Origin of the sequence: Providencia sp. Me31A (assembly GCF_050487165.1) — a bacterium.
In the GTDB taxonomy this organism is placed as follows: Bacteria; Pseudomonadota; Gammaproteobacteria; order Enterobacterales; family Enterobacteriaceae; genus Providencia.
The window spans coordinates 170,975-196,658 of record NZ_JBKQGZ010000001.1; the positions used below are offsets into that span (position 1 = coordinate 170,975).

The window sequence follows — 25,684 nt, forward strand, 5'->3', positions numbered from 1 at the left end:
TCCCTTATTTAGCAGGTTGCCATGCACCACTTTCAACGCCAGAAACTAAGTTATTGACCGCTTCCCTAATTGCTAAGTCCAATACTTTGCCATTCAACGTTGAGTCATAGCTTGCTGTGCCACCAAAACCGATAACTTCCCTATTAGATAATTCATATTCACCAGCACCTTGGGAAGAAAATACCACTTCAGATGTTTGAACATTAACAACATTTAAATTAACTTTTGCATAAGCAACTTGAGTTTTACCGCGTCCTAAAATACCAAATAACTGCCGATCTCCGACTTCTTTCCGGCCAAATTCGGTAACATCTCCAGTAATCACATAAGTTGCACCTTTTAGTTGCTGAGACTGCCCTTTTATTTCCGCTTCTTCTTTTAACTCCTGCATATTAGTGCGATCTAGTACATTAAAGCGTCCCGTTTGCTGAAGATGAGTCATCAAAATTGTTTTGGATTGATTCCCTAAACGGTCAACTCCATCAGAGAAAATTCCATTCATATAACTAGAACGGTTATCAAATTTCCCTATAGATATTGGGCTTTTTGGCCCTGAATAATTTGTATTATAAGTAGCGACTTTTTCTACAGACAATGAACGTGAAGATTCTTTAGCACAACCACTTAATAGCGCACCCGCAATAAAAACAGATGCAACACTGAGTTTAGATATATTCATTTAGCTTTCTCAATAAAAAATAAAGATAAAAAAGTTATTGCAACTTTATTCTGCATTAAATGAGGAATTGAATCTAGTTATTATTAACTATTCTTGTGTTATTTAAAATAATTCATTATTCTCAATCACAACAATCATAATATAACTAAGGTTTATTAGAGTTAATCAATCATTTGATTAACTAAATTAAAAAAATGAATATAGCAAGTCATATTTAATAATAAACATTTAATTACTGGATAAAATCAATAAATCAGTTCTAATTAAAATAATTACCAATCTTATTTTATAAATGTAATAGATAATCAAACTATAATATAGAGGTGTGATATCACACCTCATGGATTCGTCACATTAAAACGCAGATTGGTAAGAAATCTGAGCGCCTCTAGTGAGGCCGCGCTCATTTGAGTAAGTACCTTCTATTTCAATAAAGGACTGATTTTCTCCATTAAATATCTTATTGTATAGCGGAAGTTCCGGGCGATAACGAATTTCCTTTGTAGCAAAATCCATCATCAGATATTGTTGTGAACCATTGCCTGAACTCGAAACAATTAACCCTTGGCTCCCAACATTTAAACTATGTAAGTTGTTATAGCCACTTTCTGCGACTAGTTCAAAGTTTCCATTGGTATGAAATTGCATTAAAGAAAACAATCGGCGCGAAGGTTCTTGAGCAATAACAAAAATATCACCTTTAAGATTTTGTGCAGCTTCATTAATACGTACTGGTAGCCATTTACTGCTAATAATCTTCTTAGTAGGGATATCGAGAATAACTTCCAGCGACCCCATTTGATTGCCATAGCTATACCACATCACAATTTTATCTCGATAAGTTGCATAGGCAAAATTTGAATTCCCTTCAATTTCTTCAGGAAATAACGACTTGGCCAAATCTCGAACATTGATAAAATGTTTCCATGTAACCCCTTTATCAGCGCTAGTAAAAATGTTTTGGCTATCAGCAGCAACATAGACTGGGGCGTTTTTTGACTGGTAGATTTTTCCCATAATCAACGTTGAAAATAGTTCACCCGGTTTTTTACTCCAAGGTGTAAATTCGCTCACTGAAAAATCCGTTAAATTAACGGTTTGATAGCCATCGCTGAACATCATTAAACACTGTTTTATTTCACAAACTGCATTATAAAAGCTTTGGTCGCTATAAGTAATGAAATGCACGCCTTGATTATCTGCAAACAAAATCTGGTTATCGTATTCGCTTGAAGGCATATAAGTATTATAAGAAGAGTAATAATAATTAGAACGGCCACTTTTTTGCGCAACAATTAACATCCCATTCTCAGCTGGAAATGTCGTTGCAAAATCATAGCTTCCAATTGGAGCACTATTTTTATTATAGTGTTTCCTCTGCCAATCCACCGTACTATCACGAACAAAAACCACGAAAGTGAAGACTAAAATTAACGCGAAGACTAAAGATAAAAAGAGAAAACGTCGACTCAGAAATGGGTTCATGAACGCACCTCCGTGACATAATCCGTTTGACCATTCTGGCGACGTAAATGCTTCAATACATATTGCGCTTGATAATACCCATTTCCTCTCGGAGATAGTTTAAAATATATCGCCACACATAGCGCAATAAAGAAGCTAATACCGAATAAAATCGAACTTGCGAAACTGATAAATAGCATGCCAGTATCTACAATATTGACCCAATCCCAATAATCCCAATATCCACCTTTCTCTAGGGTTTCAGAAATTGAAAACCCTCCGGCCATCAGGACAAACAATAATAAGAGCAAGCAAGTAACCCCCCACAACCCGAAATAAAATCCCCTTTCTTGTGGAGCTCCCTTGCCTATCAAACTGTAAGCTAGTCCATCTTGATGATTATAAATACCAAAAATGACCTGCTCTTTTGAATGTTTTTTAATATTTTTATGAAAAACTTCAAGTTCATCACCTTGAGCAATAAAAAGATTATGGTTGTTAAATAACGGTTCATTGGCTGAAACTAGGACATCCATATGGCTGTTATTAATTTGCAAACCGACATGATTGAGTTTTTGCTCTGTATCCCCCCTAGCTACTGTTAAGCTATGGATTGACGTGATATCCACCTTCCCTCGCGTGACAAATAATGACGCTTTACTGCGATAGTTATCAACTGGTTTACATAATTTATTGGCTTTGGTTTCCGTACTTTTAATGCCTAAAATTTCAATTTGATTCCCTTGCTCACTCTTTTGGTATTGCCCATCAATAACCAAATCCAGCGCCTTTAAAATTAATTTTCGTTTTGGGCTTAAAATATGTTTAGTTTCGGCTAACACAATACCAAATAAGACAATTCCGCCAAAGGCGGCACAACTTAAAATCACCACTAAGATTATCATTAAAATACTATCATCTGCGTTAATAAAACAATAATACACCGCAGGAATTAGCATCATTAACAACAATGAAATTAAATATTGTATCCCTAACCTTCGCGTAAAACCGACTGTTCTATCAGGCTCTAAGCGGCCATGTTGTTCATGGTAGACCCACTCAACCCAATAACTGCCATCATTCATCTCTTTTGCACAAATAACCAAGGAGTCACCTTGTTGTAAACGTTCTAAAAAAATCTCGCTATTTGAGAAATCTCCCTGATTAAAGAAAAATATTTTTTCTGAGGCAATCAGCCTTACCATCCCCATTGGGCTGACATTTCGATAATCACACTGAGTAAGACTGACATGGAAATATTGAGCTTGCATCATCAATGCCTAATTCACTAAGTAAAATTAACATAATGATAATAAATAAAGGTATATAGCCCTAGTAAAACTTACCTTATAATAAAATAATTCAGACAATGATTAGCGACTTTAATCCCCTATTATCTTAAAGGTTATACCTATAAATGGGAGCCTCCTACTAGTAAAGCCAATAATTACTGATAAACTTGCATTCAATACAAAGCTTGTAAGTGAACGGTGCGATAAAGTAATTTTACCTCCCCTTTTTAACGATAATTTTGAATAAAAGCGATGACATCACAACCTGCATATAAGCAAATTCAGTCTTACATTTTACGCAGCATTGATTTGGGGATTTTTAAACCTGAAACACAAATTCCCACCGAGCTTGAACTGTGTGCACAGTTCAATGTAAGCCGTATGACCGTCAATAAAGCCATTTCAGAATTAAGCCAAAAAGGGATTCTGAATCGGATCGCAGGGAAAGGCACCTTTGTTGCTACTCAAAAATATGAGCTTCCTGTTACAAAAGCGTTTGATATTTTTGATGAGATATCATTAAGTGGGAATAAATATAGTGGCCATCAACTGCAATTAAAAGTGATCCCTGCATCCTCTGAGATTGCCTTACAGCTAGGCATCGCAGAAGGGTGTAACGTCGGCTATTGCAAGGTACTTCATTTTGAAAATGATATTCCATTGATGTTAGAAGAACGTTATGTAAACCATGCTATTGTCCCTGAGTTTGTAAACCAAAAATACGGCGATACTGAAACACCGAGTGGTTATTTACAGCGTCATTTTCCCGTGAGTGAAATGGAGCACACCATTGAGGCCATATTAGCAACAAAATCGATAGCACAATCTTTATCTATAAAAGAAAACTCACCTTGTTTACAGCTTAGTCGACGTACTTGGACAGGAAATACCTTAATTAGTCATGTGAATATGACTACCGCCGGTTCACGATACAAATTTAAATTGCATACCCGTATCGATAATAATCAATAAAAAAATGGGGCAACAATGCCCCAAAGCGACTGATAAATATAAAATATCAAGCACATCCATATCACAATAAATAATAAGTATTACATTCCTTGATAAATAGGGCCTTCACCGCCTTGTGGAGCTGTCCACGTGATGTTTTGCAAAGGGTCTTTAATATCGCAAGCCTTACAATGCAGACAATTTTGTGCATTTATTTGCAGTTTTTCTTCCTGATTATTCCCCACAATTTCATACACTCCAGCTGGACAATAGCGTGTTTCAGGAGCAGCATATTTGGCCAAATTAATTTGAATCGGAATAACGACATCTGCTAATTTCAAATGACAAGGCTGTTCTTCCTCATGGTTAGTGTTTGATAAAAATACAGAAGACGGCCTATCAAACGTCAGCTTTCCATCAGGCCTTGGATAAATAATCGGTTGGAAATTTTTTGCCTGTTTGGTGCTTTCATTATCGGCCTGTTTTAATTTCAGCGTCCAAGGGCTTTTGCCTTTTAATAATAATTGCTCAGCACCAAATAGCATTGAGCCTACGATTAGCCCTTTTTTCATATATGGCTTAAAATTGCGGGTTTGATGTAATTCTTGATATAGCCAGCTTTCTTCAAATAGTTGACGAAAGACTCGTTTAAATTGTTGATAATCGATTGTTTCATCATGCAAACAGCTAAATAATGCATCTGCTGCCAACGAGCCACTTTTGACAGCGCAATGGGTGCCTTTAACCCGTGCAGCATTTAAAAACCCCGCATCATCACCAATTAATGCCCCGCCCGGAAAACTTAACTCAGGTAATGCGGCTATCCCCCCAGCAACCATTGTTCTAGCCCCGTAGCTAATACGCTGGCCACCCGATAAAAAAGCACTAAATTCAGGATGCGTTTTTAAACGCTGAAACTCTTCAAAGGGCGATAAATAAGGATTTTCATAATTCAAACCAACAACCAACCCCACAGCAACCAGATCCTCACCATAGTGATAAGCAAAACCGCCACCATAGGTTTGATTATCTAATGGCCAACCTACCGAATGGATCACTAAGCCTGCCTGATGCTGCTCTTTTGGGATTTGCCAAATTTCTTTGATCCCCAGCCCATACGTTTGTTTGCCACTATTCGCCGCCAAATCAAAGTGGGAGATCAATTGTTTACCTAGTTGACCACGGCACCCTTCCGCAAAAAAGGTCATTTTCGCCACTAAATTCATACCCGCTTGGTACATGGCTGTGGGGTTACCTGCTCTATCTAATCCCATGTCTCCTGTGGTTACCCCAATCACTTTTCCCGCCTCATCAAATAGCAACTGCGTGGCAGCAAACCCCGCAAACACATCGACACCTAACGCTTCAGCCTCGGTAGCCAAAGCCGCACAAATTTGTCCTAAACTACCAATAAGATTACCTTTGTTTTTCAAACAAGCGGGTAATAACGCTAAAGGCAAGCGGCTGGCTTTATTTTCCTTCAGCCATAAAAATTGGTCACGATTGACGGACGTTAATGGTGATGAAATCTTTTGTTGCCAATCCGGCAATAATTCATCAAGCGCTCGAGGGTCTATCACCGCGCCTGATAAAATATGAGCCCCTATTTCTGCCCCTTTATCAATTAAGCAGACAGATAACTCAGCGCCTTTTTCTGCTGCAAGCTGTTTTAAGCGTATTGCAGCAGATAATCCAGCAGGCCCGCCACCGACAATCAGGACATCGAACTCCATCGATTCCCGCTCGGGAGCCTCATTTATTTTCTCAATATTGTCGATAGCCATGAGCCCCTCCATTACGCCAATGCTTTATCAAATTCAGGTAAGATCTCAAACAGGTCGCCAACAATGCCATAATCCGCCACTTGGAAAATTGGCGCTTCAGGATCGCTGTTAATGGCGACGATCACTTTACTTTCTTTCATACCTGCAACATGTTGAATTGCACCTGAAATTCCCACCGCAATATACAAATCAGGCGCAACAATTTTCCCTGTTTGCCCAACTTGGTAATCATTAGGCACATAGCCGGCATCTACTGCGGCACGGGAGGCTCCAACAGCAGCGCCTAGCTTGTCTGCAATAGTTTCTAATAACGCAAAGTTTTCCCCAGAACTTAACCCTCGTCCACCAGAGATAACCACTTTGGCAGAGCTCAATTCTGCACGGCTAAGCGGCGTCAAAGATTGTTTTATTAACTTTGTAGGCTGAGGTAAATCCACTACCGCCAATTTATCAATTTCAGCACTGTTTTGTGTTTCATATCCCCCTGAAAATGCAGAACTACGGACAGTGATCACCACTTGCTGACCATTATTTTGTACTGTCGCCAAGGCATTTCCGGCATAGATAGGTCTGACAAACGTTTTTTCATCAATGACTTGAGTAATATCAGATAGCTGAGAAACACCCAATATCGCAGCCACTCGCGGAGCGATATTTTTCCCAAAAGTTGTTGCAGGAAACAGTAAATGTGAATAATTTTTAGCTGCTTCAACTATCGATTTAGCCATAGGCTCCGCTAATTGCCCTTCAAGAGCTTCCGATTGTATTTCGAGGACTTTATCCACTCCCTTTAAGCTTGCGGCTAGTTGAGTAACGTTAGCAGTATTGCCGCCTGCCACCAACAAGTGCAGCTCCCCTCCTGCAACGAGAATTTCATGAGCAGCCGTAATGCTATGATAAGTAGATGATTTTATGGTTTTTTCGTCATGTTCGACAATCACTAACACTGATGTTTGGCTCATAGGTTTTCCCTCTGTTACAGTATTTCTTTTGCTTGCAGTTCACTCACTAATGCAGCGGCGCTGCTCAACAAGGTGCATTGCCCCATACGTTTTTTAGGTTCACTGACATTAATCGTTTTAACTTGGTCTAGTGGGGAGAAGTTCATCTCTGTAATATCGATAATGTCTAAAGGTTTTTTCTTTGCTTTCATGATATTAGGCAAGGTTGCATAGCGTGGTTCATTTAACCTCAAATCCGTTGTCACCACCGCTGGCAACGGCATTTCAAGGGTTTCAAGCCCCCCATCAATTTCCCGAGTCACTTGCAGTGACTGCCCTTGCACCAAAATCTGTGAAGCAAATGTCGCTTGAGGGTAATCTAACAACGCCGATAGCATTTGCCCTGTTTGATTACAGTCATCATCAATCGCTTGTTTCCCCAATAAAATGAGGGAAGGTTGTTCACGCTCAACCACTTGCTGTAACAAACGCGCGATGTCTAAAGGTTCGAGTGTTAATTCCGCCGGTCGCTGAACAAGAATGGCACGATCTGCTCCAATCGCCATCGCACTGCGTAGTGTTTCTTGGTAGCTAATATCCCCCACAGAAACCGCAATAACTTCAGTTGCTTTCCCTGCTTCTTTTAAACGTACGGCTTCTTCCACCGCAATCTCATCAAAGGGATTAATGGCCATTTTGACATTCGCCAAGTCAATCCCTGAGCCATCGGCTTTTACTCTAACTTTGACGTTATGATCTATCACTCGCTTCACTGCGACTAAAATTTTCATAGCAACTCCTATCCCAATTCTTTCGCTGTTGGCTTATATAGCCATGTCGTTAAATGATGGGTTATAAAATCAGTTTTTAAGTTGAGAGAAGCCATAGCAGTGAATATTTCACTGCTATTGGTAATCTCGTTTTTTACTTTTTATCTATTCGCTAATGCTATATTTTTCAGTAGAAAGGTTATTTGTTTGTCGGCAATATCAACCGGTCCGCCACTGACATCGGCCATTGTTTTATTGAAACATAATAAATAATACTGGTTGCGACTAAGCCCACAATCCATGAGATATCAACCCCACCTAGCTTTTCAACTAAAGGCCCGGTATAGAAACCCGTTGAAATAAACGGTAATTGAATTAATACCCCAATGATGTAAGTGGTCATCCCCACTTTATTCCAACGACCATAACGTCCGTTTGGATTAGCCAGTTCAGGGACATCGTAGCGGCCTTTGGTCACCCAATAATAATCAACTAGATTAATTGCACTCCAAGGGGTAAAGAAGGCGAGTAAAAACAATAAGAAGGCAGAAAATAATTTTAAGAACGAATGTTGCCCTGCTAACCCGAGTATGGTTGAAAAACTCACCATCAGAATAATGAAAAATAGCCTTTGACCTCGAGAAATTTGACTTTTCCCACGGAAACCACACCAGATTGCAGCCATAGACATGAAACTACCGTAAGCATTCAGTGCCGTTATTGTTACTTTTCCATAGAAAATACTGATGTATAACAGTGCAGCTATTAAACCTGTGCTGCCTAAGCCCACAATATAAGACACTTCGTTACCCGCAAACTGGTTACCTGCAAGCGCTGCGGCAAAAACCCCTAAAATCATTGAGGCTTGAGTGCCAATCACAGTACCAGCACCTACTGCCATAAAGGCTTTAATTGTTGGAGTCTTAGTCGGTAAATAACGTGAATAGTCAGCAACGTAAGGCCCAAATGCGATTTGCCAAGAAGCCGATAATGACATTGCTAATAGAAAATGAGTCCAATCGAAGTGGCGATTTTCCAGTAATACAGAAACATCATTCATATAAAACAGTCGGAAAAATAAATAAAAGAACGTGATAACCCCCACCACGCTCGCGACTTTTCCTAAAATATGGATAATCCGATATCCACAAATGGTGATACCGATAATCACCGCACCAAAAATTAAGATGCCAACCCAGTCAGTCACATGCAGTAATTGACCTACCGCCTGCCCCGCTAATACCGTACCACTGGCTGAGAAACCTACATACATCATACAAACCAATAAGATAGGAATAACTGCACCGTATACGCCAAACTGTACACGGCTAGAAATCATCTGTGGTAACCCTAATTTAGGCCCTTGCACTGCGTGCAATGCCATGACCGCCCCACCAAGTAATTGACCAATAAATAAGCCAATTAATGACCAAAATACATCCCCACCCAGTACGACAGCAAGTGCACCGGTGACAATGGCGGTAATTTGTAAGTTTGAACCGAACCATAAAGTGAATTGGCTCGATAAGGTGCCGTGGCGTTCAGATTCTGGAATATAATCGATGGAACGTGCTTCGATTAATGGTACATTTTCCTGACGTTTTTGTTGTCCTGTTGCGATGTCGTTTGAAACTGTCATGGTAACTCCTCTTTAAGCAAGGCTGGCTTAAAGAATGAACCAATTAATCGTAATGGGTAGGTAATAACTACAGTCGTAAGATACAGTTATTAAACATTACGTGGGTGATGTTTTATCTATTATTCACCCGTAATAGCTAATTGAAATACATTCTTAAACCTGATTATTGTTGTGTTTTTTATTCCATGATCCTGTTATCAGGTAGTGCTTTCCATATTACTTAATAAACGGGTGTTCGCCTGTCCCGACCACCCATTTGAAGTTCTATTAAAATAAATCAGACTGCGTCTAACACCGCACGCGAAATAATGATTTTTTGGATTTCCGACGTTCCTTCAAAAATACGCAAAATTCGCGCATCTCGAACATAACGCTCTAGAGGTAAATCACGAATATAACCATAGCCGCCATGCAGTTGTAATGCCGCATCAGTGACAAACCCAGCACACTCAGCCGCAAATAATTTCGCCGTTGCTGATTGCAAACTAAAACGCTCTCCTGAATCACGCAGTTCTGCGGCTTGCCATGTCAACATACGGGCGGCTTCAAGTTGAGTGTGCATATCTGCGATGCGCCATTGTGTCCCTTGGTATGCAGCGAGTGGCTTTTTACCAATTTGGCGTTCTTTTACCCAACCTAAAGCACTTTCCATTGCAGCGCGAGCAATCCCCAAGGAAGTCGCTGCAACCTCAACTCGGCCTTTGTCTAAGACTTCCATCGCGGTATGAAACCCTTTATTTTCTTCACCTAATAGAGCTGACTCCGGTAACCAACAATTTAGCGCTAATTCATAAATCGTACTGCCGCGTAACCCCATCGTTTTCTCTGGCTGTGAAAAAGCGACGCCTTCGGTTCCTTTAGGGATCATAAATGCACTGATCCCACGAGCCCCCGCTTCAACATCCGTTTTGGCATATAGCACAATAAAATCCGCTTCTTTAGCGTTAGTGATATAGTGCTTATTGCCACGAATACGCCAGCCTCCATTTTCACGCACTGCCACAGTGCGCATATCCGCAGGGTTTGAGCCTGCGGCAGGTTCCGTTAAGCCGAAAGCCCCTAAAAGCTCACCGGCCGCTGCTTTAGGCAACCAGTAGGCTTTTTGTTCTTCCGTTCCACCAATCAAAATAGAGTCTGTGGCTAGAAAATGTGCTGTCAACGCCGATGAAGTAGAGGCACAAGCCGCAGCGACAGCTTCAACAATTCGGCTCATGGCAATACTGCCAATACCAAAGCCGCCATATTGTTCAGGCAAGTTAATCCCCCAGCAGCCCATTTCCCCTAGTGCTTGTAAGCTTTCGGCGCAGAAAGTTTCTGTTTCGTCATAGCGTTGTGCATTCGCCTGTAAAATGTCCTGACAGACCTTTTCGACGGCGTCAACAATCGCTTGTTCCGTTTCATTAATAACAAAACTCATTGCATAACCTCCGCATTTTTATTTTTTGTTTTCATTGATTTATACACGGCATTAGCCTCACCTAATACCGGTGCTCGCCGTGTTGAATGAGGTTTCTGACCATTGAAGAAGACGGGCTGAGAAATTAACGGTGTGCCACCGTCATTTAAATACGTCAGCACTTGCCGTACTTGAGCATGCTCACTTTGAGTCGCTTGGTATAAATTATGAATTGGCGAAGCGGGTACCCCAGCATTGAGTAATAAGTCACACACTTCATCAACCGTTCTTTGGCTAGTCCAACTTTCAATTTCGATACGTAATTCAGCTTGATGGCGCGTTCTGCTAGGGTCATCTGCATAGCGAGAGTCCTGACATAACGCGTTTTTTCCCATGCACTCACAAAAACGTTGGAACAGTTTTTCGCTCGCGATAGCAATCACCACTAAGCCATCTTTTGCGCGGTAAGTATCAAATGGAGTCGAAACAGGATGGCGATTTCCCACTAAGCTGGGCGCTTTGTCATGGGCAAACAGGTTTGAAAGCCCTGTAACTTGCATGCTCAGCAAGACATCAACCATTGCAACATCAATATACTGTGCGGCTTCGCCATGACGTTCCCTCGCAAATAATGCGCTACTGATAGCCCAAGACGCAAACATGCCTGCACAGACATCACCGATGGATTCACCACTGCGAGTTGGCCCTGTTTCAGGGAACCCTGTCACACTCATCAAGCCTGACATGGCTTGTGCCACAATGTCATACGCAGGGTAGCCCGCCAGCGGACTGTTCTGCCCAAAGCCTGAAATACTGGCGTAGATTAATTTGGGGTTGTGTTGCTTTAAGCTATCAAAGTCGATGCCGAGTCGTTTGGTCACACCCGGACGGAAATTTTCAACGACCACATCACTTTCTTTAACTAATTGGCATAAAATAGCCCGATCTTCATCGGCTTTAAGATCAAGCTCAATACTGCGTTTACCTCGGTTGATCAAACCGTAATAAACACTTTCGCCATCAATGAAAGGCCCTAGATGACGGCTATCGTCACCATGACTCGGCACTTCAATTTTGAGCACTTCCGCACCAAGATCGGCCATCATTCCCGTACAATAAGGGCCCGCTAATACGCGGCTTAAATCGATCACTTTGATCCCCGCCAGTGGCCCTTGTCTTTTCTGAGTTAGCGCAGTATTCATACTGAATTCCTTCTATTCTAGAAAGTTGCCGACCGATGAAACAGTCGGCAAATGACATTACTTCACCATTGGCAAGTTCAAACCTTGCTGCTTTGCGCAATGAATTGCGATGTCATAACCCGCATCTGCATGGCGCATAACCCCTGTAGCAGGATCATTGTGCAGAACACGCGACAACCGTTTATCAGCAGCATCCGTACCATCACACACAATGACAACCCCTGAATGCTGAGAAAAGCCCATGCCTACACCACCTCCATGATGTAAGCTGACCCATGTTGCCCCGCCTGCCGTATTCAACAGTGCATTAAGTAATGGCCAGTCAGAAACAGCATCCGAACCATCTTTCATGGATTCCGTTTCACGATGTGGACTCGCAACCGAACCGGAGTCTAAATGGTCACGACCAATCACGATTGGGCCTTTTAATTCACCACTTTTCACCATTTCATTAAAAGCACGGCCTAATTTCTCTCGGTCTTTTAAACCTACCCAACAGATACGTGCAGGCAAACCTTGGAAAGCAATACGCTCACGCGCCATGTCTAACCAATTGTGTAAGTGCTTGTCATCAGGTAATAATTCTTTCACTTTTTGGTCTGTTTTATAGATATCTTCTGGATCACCCGACAACGCGACCCAACGGAATGGGCCGATACCTTCACAAAACAAGGGACGGATATAAGCAGGAACAAAACCTGGGAAATCAAAGGCATTACTAATGCCTTCATCTTTTGCCATTTGACGAATATTGTTGCCATAGTCAAAAGCCGCTGAGCCTCTTTTTTGCATCGTTAACATGGCATCAACTTGAACTGCCATGCTTTTTTTCACCGCTTTAGTGACTTCGGCAGGTGCTGTTTGTTGTTTTTCACGCCACTGGCTGAGCGTCCAACCTTGTGGTAAATAACCGTGAACGGGGTCATGTGCGCTAGTTTGGTCGGTGACTGAATCAGGGGTAATATTGCGCTTCACTAATTCACTATAAACATCCGCAGCGTTACCTAATAACCCAACAGAAACAGGCTGACCATTTGCTTTGGCTTCTTCAATGTATTGCAGGGCTTCATCAAGAGAAGTGGCTTTTTTATCGACATAGCGGGTTCTTAAACGAAAGTCGATACGGCTTTCGTCACATTCCACAGCAATCATGCTAAAACCGGCCATTGTCGCGGCTAATGGCTGTGCACCGCCCATCCCACCTAAGCCGCCCGTTAAGATCCAGCGCCCTGCCGCATTACCATTAAAATGCTGTTTAGCTAATGAAACAAACGTTTCATAGGTTCCTTGAACGATCCCTTGAGAACCAATGTAGATCCATGAGCCCGCAGTCATCTGCCCATACATCATTAAACCTTTTCGATCTAATTCATTGAAGTGATCCCAATTCGCCCAATGTGGCACTATATTTGAGTTTGCAATCAATACGCGTGGAGCGTCTGGGTGTGTAGGAAATACACCAACAGGTTTACCAGACTGCACTAACAACGTTTGATCATCCTCCAATGTTTTTAGTACATCTAAAATTTTGTCATAGCATTCCCAATCCCGTGCTGCACGACCTATGCCGCCATAAACCACTAAACTTTGTGGATGCTCGGCGACTTCAGGGTCTAAGTTGTTTTGGATCATGCGGTATGCTGCTTCTGTCAGCCAGCTTTTACAGGTTTTATCACTGCCACGCGGTGCGCGGATCACACGAGTTGAGTCTGTACGATTTAACATGGTTGTATCCCCTATCATCCATTTTCAAAATAACATTAAATTAACAATCATTATTTATGATAATCATCGAGGTACCTTGTTAGTGGCAGTGCCCTTTGTTTTCAAAATAATTAATTAATTAAAAATCAATAAATTAATTTATTATCAACTTGCTCGAGACTATCTATTCATTGAGAGCATTTATCTATTGCTTAAATATATATACATTTAATTCACAAAGTATATACATTTAAATTTGAATTTTTATACAAAGTGTGGAGATAGAGGAAGGAGTAAAGTTATACAACAACAAGTAGCTCTCTGTTTCTAGAGAAAAAGTTGTATATACATTTAAATTTAGAAGTAGAAACAAGCAAATAGCGAAATTGCGAGTCGCTTCACAGAACCTTGCAACAAGGTATAACGAACAAATTCATACCACACATCATAAAATGATATATACCCAAAATAAAAACGGGCTACCTGCATCAACAGATAACCCGAATAATTAAACACGTAGTATGACTAAAATTTAATTTTCTAAATCATTCGCCTTGTGGCTAGGCGGCAAAATGAGGATATCTTGGGGAGCATACATCAGTATGTGACCCAAGTCGCCGAGTGAAGCTAACACCGACACTGACCATAATTGAATAGCTTAGCCAGTTTCCCACATACTGCAATTTTCTAAATCATTCGCGTTGTGGCTAGGCGGCAAAATGAGGATATCTTGGGGAGCATACATCAGTATGTGACCCAAGTAGCCGAGTGAAGCCAACACCGCCACAGCACGAAGGATGACGAAAATTTTAGCCGCCGAGGTAAGCACTGCGTACAGCCTCATTAGCTAATAAAGCTTTTCCGCTATCTTCCAACACAATATGGCCATTTTCCAACACATACCCACGGTCAGCGAGTTTTAACGCTTGATTAGCGTTTTGCTCAACGAGGAAAATCGTCATTCCTTCTTCCCGCAACTGTTGAATAGTATCAAAAATTTGCATAATGATGATTGGAGCTAGTCCTAATGACGGCTCATCCAGCAACAATAACTCCGGTTGGCTCATTAAGGCTCGCCCAATGGCCAACATCTGTTGCTCACCACCAGACATAGTTCCTGAACGTTGACTTCGACGTTCATAAAGCCGTGGAAACAGTTTATAGACCCGCTCAATACGCTCTTGATACTGCTGCCGATTAGCGAAAAATCCCCCCATCGCAAGGTTTTCTTCCACCGTCATTCGTGAAAAAACACGACGGCCTTCAGGTACTAAGGCAATATCTTCACGCATAATTTTCGACGTCGGCAACTGAGTAATATCAACACCACGATAGATAACTTGGCCTTCAGAAGCGCGAGGGTCACCACACAAAGTGCTTAGCAGTGTCGTTTTCCCTGCCCCATTCGCCCCAATTAGCGTAACAATTTCACCTTTTTGAATATTCAGGCTGATCTCATGCAAAGCCTGAATTTTTCCATAATGAGCAGAAACTTTTTTAAACTCTAACATCAGTAAGCTTCCCCCAAGTAGGCTTTGATAACATCAGGGTGTTGCCGGATTTCATTTGGCGTACCATTGGCGAGTGGTGTTCCCTGATTCACCACATAAATACGATCTGAAATTCCCATAACCAATTTCATATCATGTTCAATCAATAAAATAGAGACATTATGATGGTTGCGCAGTTCTGCGATTAAATCATCCAAATCATTGGTTTCTTTGGGGTTAAGTCCAGCTGCGGGTTCATCCAACATGAGAATTTCAGGGCGAGTGACCATGCAGCGCGCGATTTCCAAACGTCGTTGCTGCCCATACGCTAAATTCCCTGCCTGCCGATTGGCAAAATCAAGTAAATCAACACGCTCTAGCCATTTTACCGCATTATCAACCGCTTCAGACTCTGCACGGCGAAAAGCGGGCGTTTTTAATAAGCCAGAAAAAATGCCACTTTTTAAATGTTGGTGCTGCGCAACGAGTAAATTCTCAATCACCGTCATTTCTTTGAACAAGCGCACGTGCTGGAAGGTGCGAATCACGCCTAAACGAGCAATCGCCTGCCCATTAAGCCCTTCAAGGTGCTTATCTCGATACAAGATAGTGCCACTCGTTGGTTTATAAAATCCTGTTAAGCAGTTGAAAATAGTTGTTTTCCCTGCACCATTAGGCCCAATCAGAGAAACAATTTCCCCTTGGTTAATGGTCAGTTCAACATTGTTCACCGCAAGCAGGCCACCAAATCGCATAGTTAAGCCGCTAACTTGTAATAAAGGCGTGGTTAATTGACTCATACGCCCTCCCCTTCAGGGACTTTTTTCACCTGCATTTGCCGACGTTTCATCGGTAATAAGCCCTGTGGTCGCCAAATCATCATCAATACCATCAATGCCCCGAGCAACAGCATGCTGTATTGATTAAGGTCACGCATCATTTCCCTTGATACAACTAAAATAATCGCGGCTAAAATCACTGAAGTCTGAGACCCCATTCCCCCCAGCACCACAATCGCTAACACAAAGGCTGATTCCACAAAGGTGAATGACTCAGGGCTAATAAACCCTTGCCGTGCTGCAAACAAGGTGCCGGCAAACCCCGCAAAAGCGGCGCTGATGGTAAACGCTGTTAATTTAATTCGAGTTGGACTCAACCCTAATGAGCGGCAAGCAATTTCATCTTCACGCAATGCTTCCCATGCACGACCCAGAGGCATACGTAACAATCGATTAATAACAAATAAGGTTAAAACCACCAGCAATAACGCAACAAAATACAAGAAAATGATCCGATCTCCTGGGCTGTAATCTAACCCAAAGAAGTTATGGAACGTATCCCAACCATCTTTTGCCGTACGGTTAAAATCCAATCCAAACAATGTTGGTTTCGGTAATTGGCTAATGCCATTCGGGCCACCGGTGATTTCTGTATTATTGAGTAATAAAATACGAACGATTTCCCCAAAACCGAGTGTAACGATCGCCAAATAATCCCCTCTTAAACGAAGTACGGGGAACCCCAATAAAAAACCGGCGAATGCTGCGGTTAACCCTGCGATCGGTAAACTTTCCCAAAAACCAAAACCATAATAATGATTTAATAAGCCAAAAGTATAAGCCCCTATGGCATAGAAACCTGCGTAGCCTAAAACCAGTAAGCCAGATAACCCAACGACCACATTTAGACCTAATCCTAACATCACATAAATTAACGTTAAGGTTGCGATATCCACACTTCCACGTGAAACAATAAACGGCCAAATAATTGCAGCAATAATAATAAGAACGGCAAGAATTTTTTGTTTTGGGGTAGAGCCATCAAAGTCAGGAATAGACCATGATTTTTTAGGTACGCCCTGCCATACTTTGCTCAACGCTGGGCGGATCAATTGATAAACAAAGATCACCACTACCCCTGCAATGATCCAGTTCCAACGGACAGAATCCCCCATAGTGACAATTAATTTGGTGCCATCAAGTGCCAGTTGTAACCCCATCATAAATAAGGCAAGTACAAAAAAGGTGCCTGAAGCCACAATGGCATTAATCCAGTTTTCTTTTCTCATACTTTTTCGACCTCCGGGCGTCCCAGAATACCGGTAGGCATGATCAACAACACTCCGATTAATAAACCAAATGACACAACATCTTTGTATTCTGTACTTAAATAGGCGGAAGTCATCGCTTCAGCCACACCAAGAATTAAACCGCCGAGCATAGCGCCAGGTATACTGCCAATCCCGCCTAATACCGCAGCAGTAAAGGCCTTCATACCGGCCATAAAACCAATATAAGGGTTAATAACACCGTAGAATTGTCCTAACAATACACCAGCGACTGCCGCCATTGCCGCGCCAATTACGAAGGTTAATGAAATTACGCGGTCAGTGTTGATGCCGAGCAAGCTGGCCATTTTGAGATCTTCTGCGCACGCACGGCAAGCCCGTCCCATTCTGGAATAACGAATAAATACCGTTAATGCCAACATTGCAAGAAGTGTCACGACCCAGATAGTTAGCTGCATTTTTGTCACAGTCGCTTCAAAGCCATCACTTTCGCCTAACACCCATTGGCCTGTAATTAAGCTAGGTAATGCCAAGTCACGCGACCCTTGAGACAAACTGACATAGTTTTGTAGGAAAATAGACATTCCGATCGCAGAGATCAACGCAATCAAACGTTTAGAATGGCGTACGGGCCGATAAGCAACGCGTTCAATACTCCACCCATAAGCACTGGAAACGACAATTGCCGCAACAAACGCAGCAGCAACCAAGATCCAACCAACGTCGATCCCTAGCATCATCAAACCTGCTATCACAATAAAAGAGACGTAGCTGCCTATCATGTAAACTTCACCGTGGGCAAAGTTAATCATACCAATGATGCCATACACCATTGTATAACCGATAGCGATGAGCGCGTAGGTACTGCCAAGGGTTAACCCATTAAGGAATTGCTGAATAAAATAAAGAATTTGATCTGACATAAGACTTTCCTTTCGAACTACTTGTCCTGAATAGAGAGCAGAAGCCGGAAGCAAATGACTCACTTCCGGTTATTGTTCACTATTTTGGAACACGACTGACCGCTATTTTACAGAGGTGGAAGTCCCATCTTTGTGCCATTCAAACACGCCAAACTCGAAACCTTTTAAGTCTCCATTTGGCTGCCAGCTCAGAGTCCCCATCACGGTTTCAACTGGGTTTGCTTTCAGATCTTTAACTAAGTCTTCAGGTTCAATACTTCCCGTGCGCTCCATGGCAGTTGTTAAACCTTGGATAGCTGCGTATGTTGTCCACACAAATGGACCCGTTGGGTCTTCTTTTTTCCCTTTAATGGCATCAACAATCGGTTGGTTTGCTGGAACTTGGTCATAACGTTTTGGTAATGTGACTAACATCCCTTCTGATGCATCACCCGCAATATTGGATAATGATGAATTACCGACACCTTCTGGCCCCATAAAACGGATATTTAAGCCAGCTTGCTTCGCTTGACGCAAAATTTGCCCCATTTCTGGGTAGTAACCACCGAAATAAACAAAATCGACGTTCTCTTTTTTCAGCTTAGCGACTAATGCAGAGAAATCTTTATCCCCTGCGGTCACACCTTCAAACATCACCTCTTTTACGCCTGCTTTATTTAAGTTTTCACGTACAGAACGTGCTAACCCTTCACCATACTGTTGTTTATCATGAACAACGGCAATACGAGATGGCTTTATATGTTCCATAATATATCTCGCTGCTGTTGGACCTTGGTCTGAATCTAAACCTGTCGTACGCAGAACCATCTGGTAGCCACGAGTGGTTAAATCAGCATTCGTTGCCGCTGGGGTAATCATGATAACGCCTTCATCTTCATAAATATCGGATGCAGGTTGTGTTGAAGAAGAACATAAATGGCCAATAACGTGACGAATACCGTCATTGATCACTTTATTTGCGACAGCAACTGCTTGTTTTGGGTCACACGCATCATCATATTCCACTGCAACTAGTGTATTACCATTAATACCCCCCTTAGCATTAATGTCGGCAATCGCTTGGCGAGCCCCTGTAAATTCCATATCACCATATTGAGCAACAGGCCCTGACATTGCGCCAACAACTGCAATTTTGATTTCCTTCGCCCATCCGGCTGAGCTGAATGCCATTGCGATACAGCCCGCTAACAATGCTTTATTCATATTCTTCATTTTATCGTCCCCGTCTTCATGGTTCTGAGTGTTTGTGTTTGATTTGTAGTAGATTATTATGGTTGACAGGTACAATGCCTGATATTTCAAAATATAGCGAATAAGGCTATATATTTCATGATATTAAACAAGATAATTATGCTAAATAGCAAATGGATATGGTAGGTTATTAAGTTATATACAGAATAAAAAACTAATAGGTTTAAGTAGGTTTCTTATAAATACTAGTGTTATATTCTAGTTAAATTTAAATTAATCCGAGTGAAACTCGGAAAATCCAGTATCACGAAATTTTTCTCTCTAAAATCAAAAAATCAGTTACCGATCACTCTGGTAGGATCAGTGACTGCAACACTTACAGGGAAACAGACAAAATATTATGAGACTCACAATTATCCCTTTGGTCATTCCTACTGAGCAGCAATATGTGGACTTGTACAAAATCTGGCCTGACCTGAGCCAAGTACAGCTCGAAAAACAGCTTGCAACTGGGCAACAGTTTTATGCGGCGCGTTTTAATGAAAGGCTGCTGGGAGCAGCGAAAATCACTATTAATTCCTCATCCGCTACCGTACATGATTTTTGTATTCGGGAAGTCACACGCCGCCGTGGTGTCGGATCATATCTATTAGAAAAAATTTGCCAAGGTATACCTGATATCACGCAATGGAAATTCGACATGAGTGGCGTCGTCCAGCAAGAAAAAGAAGCTGTGAAGCTATTTTTGGCAGCTCAAGGTTTCAACAGCTCTACACAGCCTGATATATGGGAAAAATGGAATGAAATTAAATAGAATTCATCATGTTGCAATAATTGCATCCAATTTTGAGGTTAGTAAGGATTTTTATTGCCGTATTTTGGGCTTAAATTTGCTTGAAGAACATTACCGTCCAGCAAATGATTCATGGAAAGCTGATTTAGCCTTCGGTGAATACTATCAAATTGAATTATTTAGTTTTGTTAACCCACCGGCAAGGCTGAGTTACCCTGAAGCCACAGGGTTGCGCCATTTAGCCTTTAGTGTTGATGATTTAGATAAGTGGGTCGCCTATTTAACTGAACAAGGTGTGGCTTGCGAGGCTATACGCGTCGACCCTTATACCCAAAAGCGTTTTACATTTTTCACGGACCCCGATGGCTTACCATTAGAGTTGTACAGTGATTAATTGAATAATTAAGGATATAAAAACAGAAATGATTATCTGCATTTACACACCATTAACAGGTAATAAATGCAGATAATTTTAGTGAAAAAGGAGACGAGCGAATTCGTAACAAATTACATTTCGTCGTCTTCGTCTTCTTCCATTGCAAGGCGTAATTTCTTCATGGCGTTCTTTTCAAGCTGACGTACACGTTCAGCGGATACACCATATTTATCAGCCAATTCTTGCAATGTAGTTTTGTTGTCATCATCCAACCAGCGAGCACGGATAATGTCTTGGCTACGCTCATCTAAAGAGGCCAATGCATCAGCTAAGCGGTCAGTCGCATGGCTTTCCCAATTATCATCTTCAATTGAACCTGCAAAGTCTGACGACTTATCTTGTAAATACAGAACAGGTGCAATAGGACCGCCAAAGTCACTGCTATCATCATCGTCTGACATGTCAAATGCCATGTCTTGCGCAGCCATACGGGATTCCATTTCGCGCACATCTTTAGTGCTTACCCCAAGCTCTTGGGCAACCATATCCACTTCGTCTTGGTTAAACCAGCCAAGACGCTTTTTATTTTTTCTTAAATTAAAGAAAAGCTTACGCTGCGACTTTGTAGTCGCGACTTTGACAATACGCCAGTTGCGTAAAACATATTCATGAATTTCAGCTTTGATCCAATGAACCGCAAAGGAAACTAGGCGTACACCAACTTCAGGGTTGAAACGACGCACCGCTTTCATCAGGCCAATATTTCCTTCCTGAATTAAATCAGCCTGCGGTAAACCATACCCTGCATAACTACGAGCAACATGAATAACAAAGCGCAAATGCGATAAGATCAGTTGCTTTGCAGCATCCAGATCACCATGGTAATGCAGCCGTTCAGCAAGTTCCTTTTCTTCCTCAGCGGTAAGCATTGGGTAAGAATTAGCCGCCCTAACATAGGCTTCAATACTTCCCTGTGGAACAAGAGCTAATGATTGCATGTCTTTGGTCATTCAGATCCTCTATAAAATAATAGAAAAGAGATTAATTTGATGTGAATACCCGTTTGGGCTCATCATGAAGCAAACAGGCAAATAGTTTACCAGTTTAGCTGCGTTAAATAAATTATATACAAGAATTGTTAACGGCAGGTCAATATCAGACCAAACAATTCAGACGAAGTTCATTTTTTCAGTAAAGAGCATATAAAATCAATGGGTAACCAACATTAACAATGAGCTACCCTTGATAAAAGAATGAGAAAACAAGCCGTTACTCAGGTGTAAAGTGACGTAAATGTTGAAGAGTCGCCAGCCAAGCTGCGATCCAACCAACCATTGCTGATAATAATAAGATCAATAATGATTCTTCCCACAACAATCCCTCTATATGGAATTGAGTTCCGAACACACTGGCGACTTGTGCAACTCCCCCCGCTAATTGCCAAACCAATAAGAAAGTCATGATCAGCGAGATAATTGCCCCTAGAGCACCTAATACCAGACCCCCATTTAAAAATGGTCTCATGATAAAACCATCAGTTGCCCCAATGAGCTTCATTACGTTAATAGTATCACGGCGAGCAAAAATATTTAGCCTCACGCTATTACCAATCACAAGGAATAACGAGACAATCATTAAGATCCCAATGACGGAGGCCACTTTTCCCACCAAACTCGTCAGTGCCGCCAAGCGAGAAAACCAACTGTCATCCATGCGCACTTCTTCAATGCCATTCACTTGGCTTACGCGATCCCTTAATGTTGCTAACACATCGGAGCTTTCAAAGTCGATTTTTGGCGTAATGATAGCCACTGCTGGTAGTGGATTTTCTTCTAGCATATCAAGTGCAGTACTAAAGCCAGACCAACTACGAAATTCACTCATTGCTTGATCCCGTGAAAGGTAATTGACGTGATCAACACCTTCAAGAGCTTGTAGTTGAGTCACCACATTTTGCCCACCTTGTTCATCAAGAGATTTGTCTAGATAAACGGTTAGCTGCGGAGTGGGATACCATTGTGATGCCGCTTGTGAAACATTTTTCCACACTATATAGCAAAGGCTTGGTAAGGTCAGTGAAATTGCAATCACCATCACGGTCAAAAAAGTAGCCAAAGGCTGCCTTAGCATATCAGCCAGTGCATTCAGCCATGAATAGCGCCATTGTTCACGCCACCCACCTTTTAAAGCTTTGCTTTTCGATTGCATGGTACGTTCCGGCTTACCTTTACGGACGTTTTTAGCCATGTTGACCTCCAAGCATACGGCCTTCACTCAATGTAAGAACACGATAATTACGACGTTCAACCAATGCAATATCATGAGTTGCCATTAAAACAGTGACACCAACACGGTTAAACTCTTCAAATAAGCGCATAATACCTTCTGAAAGTTCACCATCAAGGTTACCTGTTGGTTCATCCGCTAATAGCATCGTCGGTTTGTTCACCACCGCACGAGCGATCCCCACGCGTTGCTGTTCACCACCAGACAATTGGATTGGAAAGTTTTTGGCTTTATCTAATAGCCCGACTTTATCCAAAGCAGCAGAAACCCGCCGACGAATATCTTCCATGCTAGCGCCAGAAATAATTAATGGCATCGCCACATTATCATAGACGGTTCTGTCAAATAACAGGTGGTGATCCTGAAAAATCATACCGATCTGCCTACGCAAGAACGGGATCTCCCGATTTTTCAAACGACTAATATCATGCCCATTAAACAAAATATGACCCGCACTTGGGCGTTCAATGCCACAAATGAGCTTGAGTAACGTACTTTTACCGGCGCCTGAGTGACCTGTCAAAAATGCCATTTCTCCCGGTTGAAGGTGGAAATCAACCCCTTGAAGTGCTTGGCGGCCACCGCGATAAGCTTTACTAACGTGTTCAAAGCGAATCATCGAAAATTATTCCTCTCGGGCAAATAGGGCCTCGATAAAGTCATCTGCTTTAAATGGACGTAAATCTTCAATACCTTCACCAATACCAATGTAACGAATTGGAATACCAAATTGGTCTGCGATAGAGAAAATGACTCCACCTTTTGCTGTACCATCGAGCTTCGTCAATGTTATCCCTGTCAGGCCCACTGCATCATCAAAAAGTTTTGCCTGACTAACTGCATTTTGTCCAGTACTTGCATCTAGGGTTAACATGATTTCATGTGGTGCGTTTTCATCCAGTTTTTTCATCACACGAACAATTTTTTTCAACTCTTCCATCAAGTGTGATTTATTCTGTAAACGACCCGCTGTATCCGCGATTAAGATATCAACCCCTTTCGCTTGTGCAGATTGAATAGCATCGAAAATAACGGATGCAGGATCAGCGCCAGTATGTTGAGCGACCACAGGGATTTTATTACGTTCTCCCCACACTTGGAGCTGCTCAACTGCGGCTGCACGGAAAGTATCCCCTGCCGCTAACATGACACTTTTTCCTTCTGATTGGTATTGACGGGCTAATTTACCTATTGTGGTGGTTTTACCCACTCCATTAACACCAACCATAAGAATAACATAGGGTTTTTTATCTTCGATCACGAGTGGTTTATCCACTTTCGCTAAAATATCAGACATTTCCTCACGCAGTTTGCCATATAACGCTTCTGCGTCTTTCAATTCTTTACGGCTTGCGTGTGCGGTGAGGTTATCGATAATTTTACGCGTGGTATCAACGCCCACGTCTGCAATCAATAACTGTTCTTCAAGTTCGTCGAATAAGTCATCGTCAATTTTCTTACCTGAGAATAAACCAAGAAACCCTGATCCCAAGTTTTGACGTGTTTTTAATAACCCTTTCTTTAGCCTAGCAAAGAAACCCTCTTTTTTGGGTTTTTCTTGCTCCGTTGATTGATTATTTTTTTCTTCTTCTAAACGTAAGCGCTCAGCTTCAGCTTCTTCCTCTGCAATCCTCGCTTCTTCGGCGGCCTGCTCTTCTGCTAAACGTGCCGCTTCGGCTGCTTGGCGTTCACGTTCAGCTTGTTCTTCCGCTAAGCGAGCTGCTTCCGCGGCTTGGCGTTCACGTTCAGCTTGTTCTTCCGCTAAGCGAGCTGCTTCCGCGGCTTGGCGTTCCTGTTCGGCTTGTTCCTGCGCTAAACGGGCTGCTTCTGCCGCTTGGCGTTCACGTTCGGCTTGTTCCTGCGCTAAACGGGCTGCTTCTGCCGCTTGGCGTTCCTGTTCGGCTTGTTCCTGCGCTAAACGGGCTGCTTCTGCCGCTTGGCGTTCCTGTTCGGCTTGTTCCTGCGCTAAACGGGCTGCTTCTGCCGCTTGGCGTTCACGTTCGGCTTGTTCTTGTGCTAAACGGGCTGCTTCTGCCGCTTGGCGTTCCTGTTCGGCTTGTTCCTGCGCTAAACGGGCTGCTTCTGCCGCTTGGCGTTCACGTTCGGCTTGTTCTTGTGCTAAACGGGCTGCTTCTACCGCTTGGCGTTCCTGTTCGGCTTGTTCTTCGGCGTGTTTGACAGCGGCTAACTCGGCTTGACGCTTACGTTCTTCCTCTTCTTCTGCCGCTTGAATAGCCGCTAATTCGGCCTGCCGCTGACGTTCTCTTTCCTCTTCCGCGGCTTGCATTGCTTGCGCTTCTATACGTTCGCGCTGCGCTTTTTCTTCCGCTACCTTAGCTTCTTCCGCAGCCAGACGTTCACGTTCAGCTTGCTCTTGCGCTGCTTGAATGGCAGCAACTTGCTCTTGACGTTCACGTTCAGCTTGCTCAGTAGCGGCTTCGATTGCCGCTTGCTGTGCTTCATACTGACGTTGAGCCTCATCTTCAGCCGCTTTAATTGCCGCTTGCTCTGCTTGATGTTGACGTTCCGCTTCTGCTACTGCGGCATCGATCGCTGCGTCTTTGGCTGATTGTTGATTTTCTACTTCATTTACTGTATCTACATGTTGGGTATCTTGTTGGGTCTCTTCTTCATTTTTTCGCCCAAACCCCAACCATGAAAAAAAGCCTTTTTTCTTGTCTTTAGCCATTTGCCACTACACTCCTCGCGGTAAAAATATGGCGCTCGATAATCAA

At 42.3% G+C, this 25,684-nt stretch carries 22 protein-coding genes; 3 read left to right on the forward strand and 19 right to left on the reverse strand.

Going from position 1 to position 25,684, the window contains the following annotated elements; translation table 11 throughout:
• Positions 1–4 precede the first annotated feature (4 nt).
• The 3 genes from ACLPIE_RS00865 to ACLPIE_RS00875 all read right to left on the reverse strand — a co-directional run bounded on the left by ACLPIE_RS00865 (position 5) and on the right by ACLPIE_RS00875 (position 3,414).
• Complete coding sequence (locus tag ACLPIE_RS00865) at positions 5–679, reverse strand: CsgG/HfaB family protein (RefSeq protein ID WP_430258782.1); 675 nt, start codon at positions 677–679, stop codon at positions 5–7.
• Between the two features lie 354 nt (positions 680–1,033).
• Entirely contained in the window at positions 1,034–2,164 is a 1,131-nt protein-coding gene (locus ACLPIE_RS00870; protein WP_430258784.1) for a hypothetical protein, read from the reverse strand.
• Positions 2,161–3,414 (reverse strand): hypothetical protein, encoded by a 1,254-nt coding sequence (locus tag ACLPIE_RS00875; protein ID WP_430258785.1) that lies wholly within the window; start codon positions 3,412–3,414, stop codon positions 2,161–2,163. Before ACLPIE_RS00875 ends, ACLPIE_RS00870 begins: the two co-directional genes overlap by 4 nt.
• A gap of 273 nt (positions 3,415–3,687) precedes the next feature.
• Between ACLPIE_RS00875 and ACLPIE_RS00880 the strand changes: the two genes are divergently transcribed.
• A complete protein-coding gene (locus tag ACLPIE_RS00880) occupies positions 3,688–4,407 on the forward strand; it encodes a UTRA domain-containing protein (RefSeq protein WP_430258787.1) in 720 nt (239 codons plus the stop codon).
• Between the two features lie 80 nt (positions 4,408–4,487).
• On the opposite strand, the gene ACLPIE_RS00885 is transcribed toward ACLPIE_RS00880, so the two are convergent.
• From ACLPIE_RS00885 to ACLPIE_RS00940, 12 genes are all read right to left on the reverse strand, one after another.
• Positions 4,488–6,170, reverse strand: coding sequence for an electron transfer flavoprotein-ubiquinone oxidoreductase (locus tag ACLPIE_RS00885; protein WP_430258789.1), 1,683 nt, complete (start codon positions 6,168–6,170; stop codon positions 4,488–4,490).
• An 11-nt stretch (positions 6,171–6,181) separates the two neighbouring features.
• On the reverse strand, positions 6,182–7,132 hold the full coding sequence (locus ACLPIE_RS00890; RefSeq protein ID WP_430258791.1) for an electron transfer flavoprotein subunit alpha/FixB family protein: 951 nt from the start codon (positions 7,130–7,132) through the stop codon (positions 6,182–6,184).
• A 14-nt stretch (positions 7,133–7,146) separates the two neighbouring features.
• Positions 7,147–7,902, reverse strand: a complete 756-nt coding sequence (locus tag ACLPIE_RS00895; protein ID WP_430258793.1) for an electron transfer flavoprotein subunit beta/FixA family protein — start codon at positions 7,900–7,902, stop codon at positions 7,147–7,149.
• Between the two features lie 178 nt (positions 7,903–8,080).
• Entirely contained in the window at positions 8,081–9,520 is a 1,440-nt protein-coding gene (locus ACLPIE_RS00900; protein WP_430258794.1) for a purine-cytosine permease family protein, read from the reverse strand.
• 277 nt (positions 9,521–9,797) lie between these two features.
• Entirely contained in the window at positions 9,798–10,937 is a 1,140-nt protein-coding gene (locus ACLPIE_RS00905) for an acyl-CoA dehydrogenase family protein (RefSeq protein ID WP_430258796.1), read from the reverse strand.
• Positions 10,934–12,118 carry a CaiB/BaiF CoA transferase family protein gene (locus ACLPIE_RS00910; RefSeq protein ID WP_430258798.1) on the reverse strand — a complete coding sequence of 395 codons (1,185 nt, stop codon included), beginning with the start codon at positions 12,116–12,118 and terminating at the stop codon, positions 10,934–10,936. The genes ACLPIE_RS00905 and ACLPIE_RS00910 overlap by 4 nt, the downstream gene beginning before the upstream one ends.
• A gap of 57 nt (positions 12,119–12,175) precedes the next feature.
• The gene (gene hutU, locus ACLPIE_RS00915) at positions 12,176–13,843 is read right to left on the reverse strand and encodes a urocanate hydratase (RefSeq protein WP_430258800.1); all 1,668 of its coding nucleotides are present in this window, start codon (positions 13,841–13,843) and stop codon (positions 12,176–12,178) included.
• A gap of 788 nt (positions 13,844–14,631) precedes the next feature.
• Positions 14,632–15,333, reverse strand: a complete 702-nt coding sequence (gene livF, locus ACLPIE_RS00920; RefSeq protein WP_430258802.1) for a high-affinity branched-chain amino acid ABC transporter ATP-binding protein LivF — start codon at positions 15,331–15,333, stop codon at positions 14,632–14,634.
• A complete protein-coding gene (livG, locus tag ACLPIE_RS00925; protein WP_430258804.1) occupies positions 15,333–16,112 on the reverse strand; it encodes a high-affinity branched-chain amino acid ABC transporter ATP-binding protein LivG in 780 nt (259 codons plus the stop codon). Before livG ends, livF begins: the two co-directional genes overlap by 1 nt.
• Positions 16,109–17,380: a high-affinity branched-chain amino acid ABC transporter permease LivM gene (locus tag ACLPIE_RS00930; protein ID WP_430258806.1), complete on the reverse strand. Its 1,272-nt coding sequence runs from the start codon at positions 17,378–17,380 to the stop codon at positions 16,109–16,111. The genes livG and ACLPIE_RS00930 overlap by 4 nt, the downstream gene beginning before the upstream one ends.
• Positions 17,377–18,303 (reverse strand): high-affinity branched-chain amino acid ABC transporter permease LivH, encoded by a 927-nt coding sequence (gene livH, locus ACLPIE_RS00935; protein WP_430258808.1) that lies wholly within the window; start codon positions 18,301–18,303, stop codon positions 17,377–17,379. The genes ACLPIE_RS00930 and livH overlap by 4 nt, the downstream gene beginning before the upstream one ends.
• Before the next feature lie 102 nt (positions 18,304–18,405).
• Complete coding sequence (locus ACLPIE_RS00940) at positions 18,406–19,515, reverse strand: branched-chain amino acid ABC transporter substrate-binding protein (RefSeq protein ID WP_430258810.1); 1,110 nt, start codon at positions 19,513–19,515, stop codon at positions 18,406–18,408.
• A gap of 379 nt (positions 19,516–19,894) precedes the next feature.
• Here ACLPIE_RS00940 and panM point away from each other — a divergent pair, with 379 nt between their 5' ends.
• Positions 19,895–20,308: an aspartate 1-decarboxylase autocleavage activator PanM gene (panM, locus tag ACLPIE_RS00945; protein ID WP_430258812.1), complete on the forward strand. Its 414-nt coding sequence runs from the start codon at positions 19,895–19,897 to the stop codon at positions 20,306–20,308.
• Entirely contained in the window at positions 20,295–20,681 is a 387-nt protein-coding gene (locus ACLPIE_RS00950; RefSeq protein ID WP_430258814.1) for a VOC family protein, read from the forward strand. Before panM ends, ACLPIE_RS00950 begins: the two co-directional genes overlap by 14 nt.
• A 113-nt stretch (positions 20,682–20,794) precedes the next feature.
• On the opposite strand, the gene rpoH is transcribed toward ACLPIE_RS00950, so the two are convergent.
• From rpoH to ftsY, 4 genes are all read right to left on the reverse strand, one after another.
• On the reverse strand, positions 20,795–21,673 hold the full coding sequence (gene rpoH / locus ACLPIE_RS00955; RefSeq protein WP_430258816.1) for an RNA polymerase sigma factor RpoH: 879 nt from the start codon (positions 21,671–21,673) through the stop codon (positions 20,795–20,797).
• 259 nt (positions 21,674–21,932) lie between these two features.
• Complete coding sequence (ftsX, locus tag ACLPIE_RS00960) at positions 21,933–22,910, reverse strand: permease-like cell division protein FtsX (protein ID WP_430258818.1); 978 nt, start codon at positions 22,908–22,910, stop codon at positions 21,933–21,935.
• A complete protein-coding gene (gene ftsE, locus ACLPIE_RS00965) occupies positions 22,903–23,568 on the reverse strand; it encodes a cell division ATP-binding protein FtsE (protein WP_430258820.1) in 666 nt (221 codons plus the stop codon). The genes ftsX and ftsE overlap by 8 nt, the downstream gene beginning before the upstream one ends.
• Positions 23,569–23,574: 6 nt before the next feature.
• Complete coding sequence (gene ftsY, locus ACLPIE_RS00970; protein WP_430258822.1) at positions 23,575–25,638, reverse strand: signal recognition particle-docking protein FtsY; 2,064 nt, start codon at positions 25,636–25,638, stop codon at positions 23,575–23,577.
• Positions 25,639–25,684 lie beyond the last annotated feature (46 nt).

Bases quoted from the DNA above. Each gene is read 5' to 3' on its own strand.
- ACLPIE_RS00880 (WP_430258787.1), top strand. From the start codon at position 3,688: ATGACATCACAACCTGCATATAAGCAAATTCAGTCTTACATTTTACGC.
- panM (WP_430258812.1), top strand. From the start codon at position 19,895: ATGAGACTCACAATTATCCCTTTGGTCATTCCTACTGAGCAGCAATAT.
- livF (WP_430258802.1), bottom strand. From the start codon at position 15,333: ATGTTAGAGTTTAAAAAAGTTTCTGCTCATTATGGAAAAATTCAGGCT.
- ACLPIE_RS00875 (WP_430258785.1), bottom strand. From the start codon at position 3,414: ATGCAAGCTCAATATTTCCATGTCAGTCTTACTCAGTGTGATTATCGA.
- ACLPIE_RS00905 (WP_430258796.1), bottom strand. From the start codon at position 10,937: ATGAGTTTTGTTATTAATGAAACGGAACAAGCGATTGTTGACGCCGTC.
- ACLPIE_RS00930 (WP_430258806.1), bottom strand. From the start codon at position 17,380: ATGAGAAAAGAAAACTGGATTAATGCCATTGTGGCTTCAGGCACCTTT.
- ACLPIE_RS00940 (WP_430258810.1), bottom strand. From the start codon at position 19,515: ATGAAGAATATGAATAAAGCATTGTTAGCGGGCTGTATCGCAATGGCA.
- ACLPIE_RS00865 (WP_430258782.1), bottom strand. From the start codon at position 679: ATGAATATATCTAAACTCAGTGTTGCATCTGTTTTTATTGCGGGTGCG.
- ACLPIE_RS00950 (WP_430258814.1), top strand. From the start codon at position 20,295: ATGAAATTAAATAGAATTCATCATGTTGCAATAATTGCATCCAATTTT.
- ftsE (WP_430258820.1), bottom strand. From the start codon at position 23,568: ATGATTCGCTTTGAACACGTTAGTAAAGCTTATCGCGGTGGCCGCCAA.
- ACLPIE_RS00910 (WP_430258798.1), bottom strand. From the start codon at position 12,118: ATGAATACTGCGCTAACTCAGAAAAGACAAGGGCCACTGGCGGGGATC.
- livH (WP_430258808.1), bottom strand. From the start codon at position 18,303: ATGTCAGATCAAATTCTTTATTTTATTCAGCAATTCCTTAATGGGTTA.
- ACLPIE_RS00895 (WP_430258793.1), bottom strand. From the start codon at position 7,902: ATGAAAATTTTAGTCGCAGTGAAGCGAGTGATAGATCATAACGTCAAA.
- ACLPIE_RS00885 (WP_430258789.1), bottom strand. From the start codon at position 6,170: ATGGCTATCGACAATATTGAGAAAATAAATGAGGCTCCCGAGCGGGAA.
- ACLPIE_RS00870 (WP_430258784.1), bottom strand. From the start codon at position 2,164: ATGAACCCATTTCTGAGTCGACGTTTTCTCTTTTTATCTTTAGTCTTC.
- hutU (WP_430258800.1), bottom strand. From the start codon at position 13,843: ATGTTAAATCGTACAGACTCAACTCGTGTGATCCGCGCACCGCGTGGC.
- ftsX (WP_430258818.1), bottom strand. From the start codon at position 22,910: ATGGCTAAAAACGTCCGTAAAGGTAAGCCGGAACGTACCATGCAATCG.
- livG (WP_430258804.1), bottom strand. From the start codon at position 16,112: ATGAGTCAATTAACCACGCCTTTATTACAAGTTAGCGGCTTAACTATG.
- ACLPIE_RS00890 (WP_430258791.1), bottom strand. From the start codon at position 7,132: ATGAGCCAAACATCAGTGTTAGTGATTGTCGAACATGACGAAAAAACC.
- ACLPIE_RS00900 (WP_430258794.1), bottom strand. From the start codon at position 9,520: ATGACAGTTTCAAACGACATCGCAACAGGACAACAAAAACGTCAGGAA.
- rpoH (WP_430258816.1), bottom strand. From the start codon at position 21,673: ATGACCAAAGACATGCAATCATTAGCTCTTGTTCCACAGGGAAGTATT.
- ftsY (WP_430258822.1), bottom strand. From the start codon at position 25,638: ATGGCTAAAGACAAGAAAAAAGGCTTTTTTTCATGGTTGGGGTTTGGG.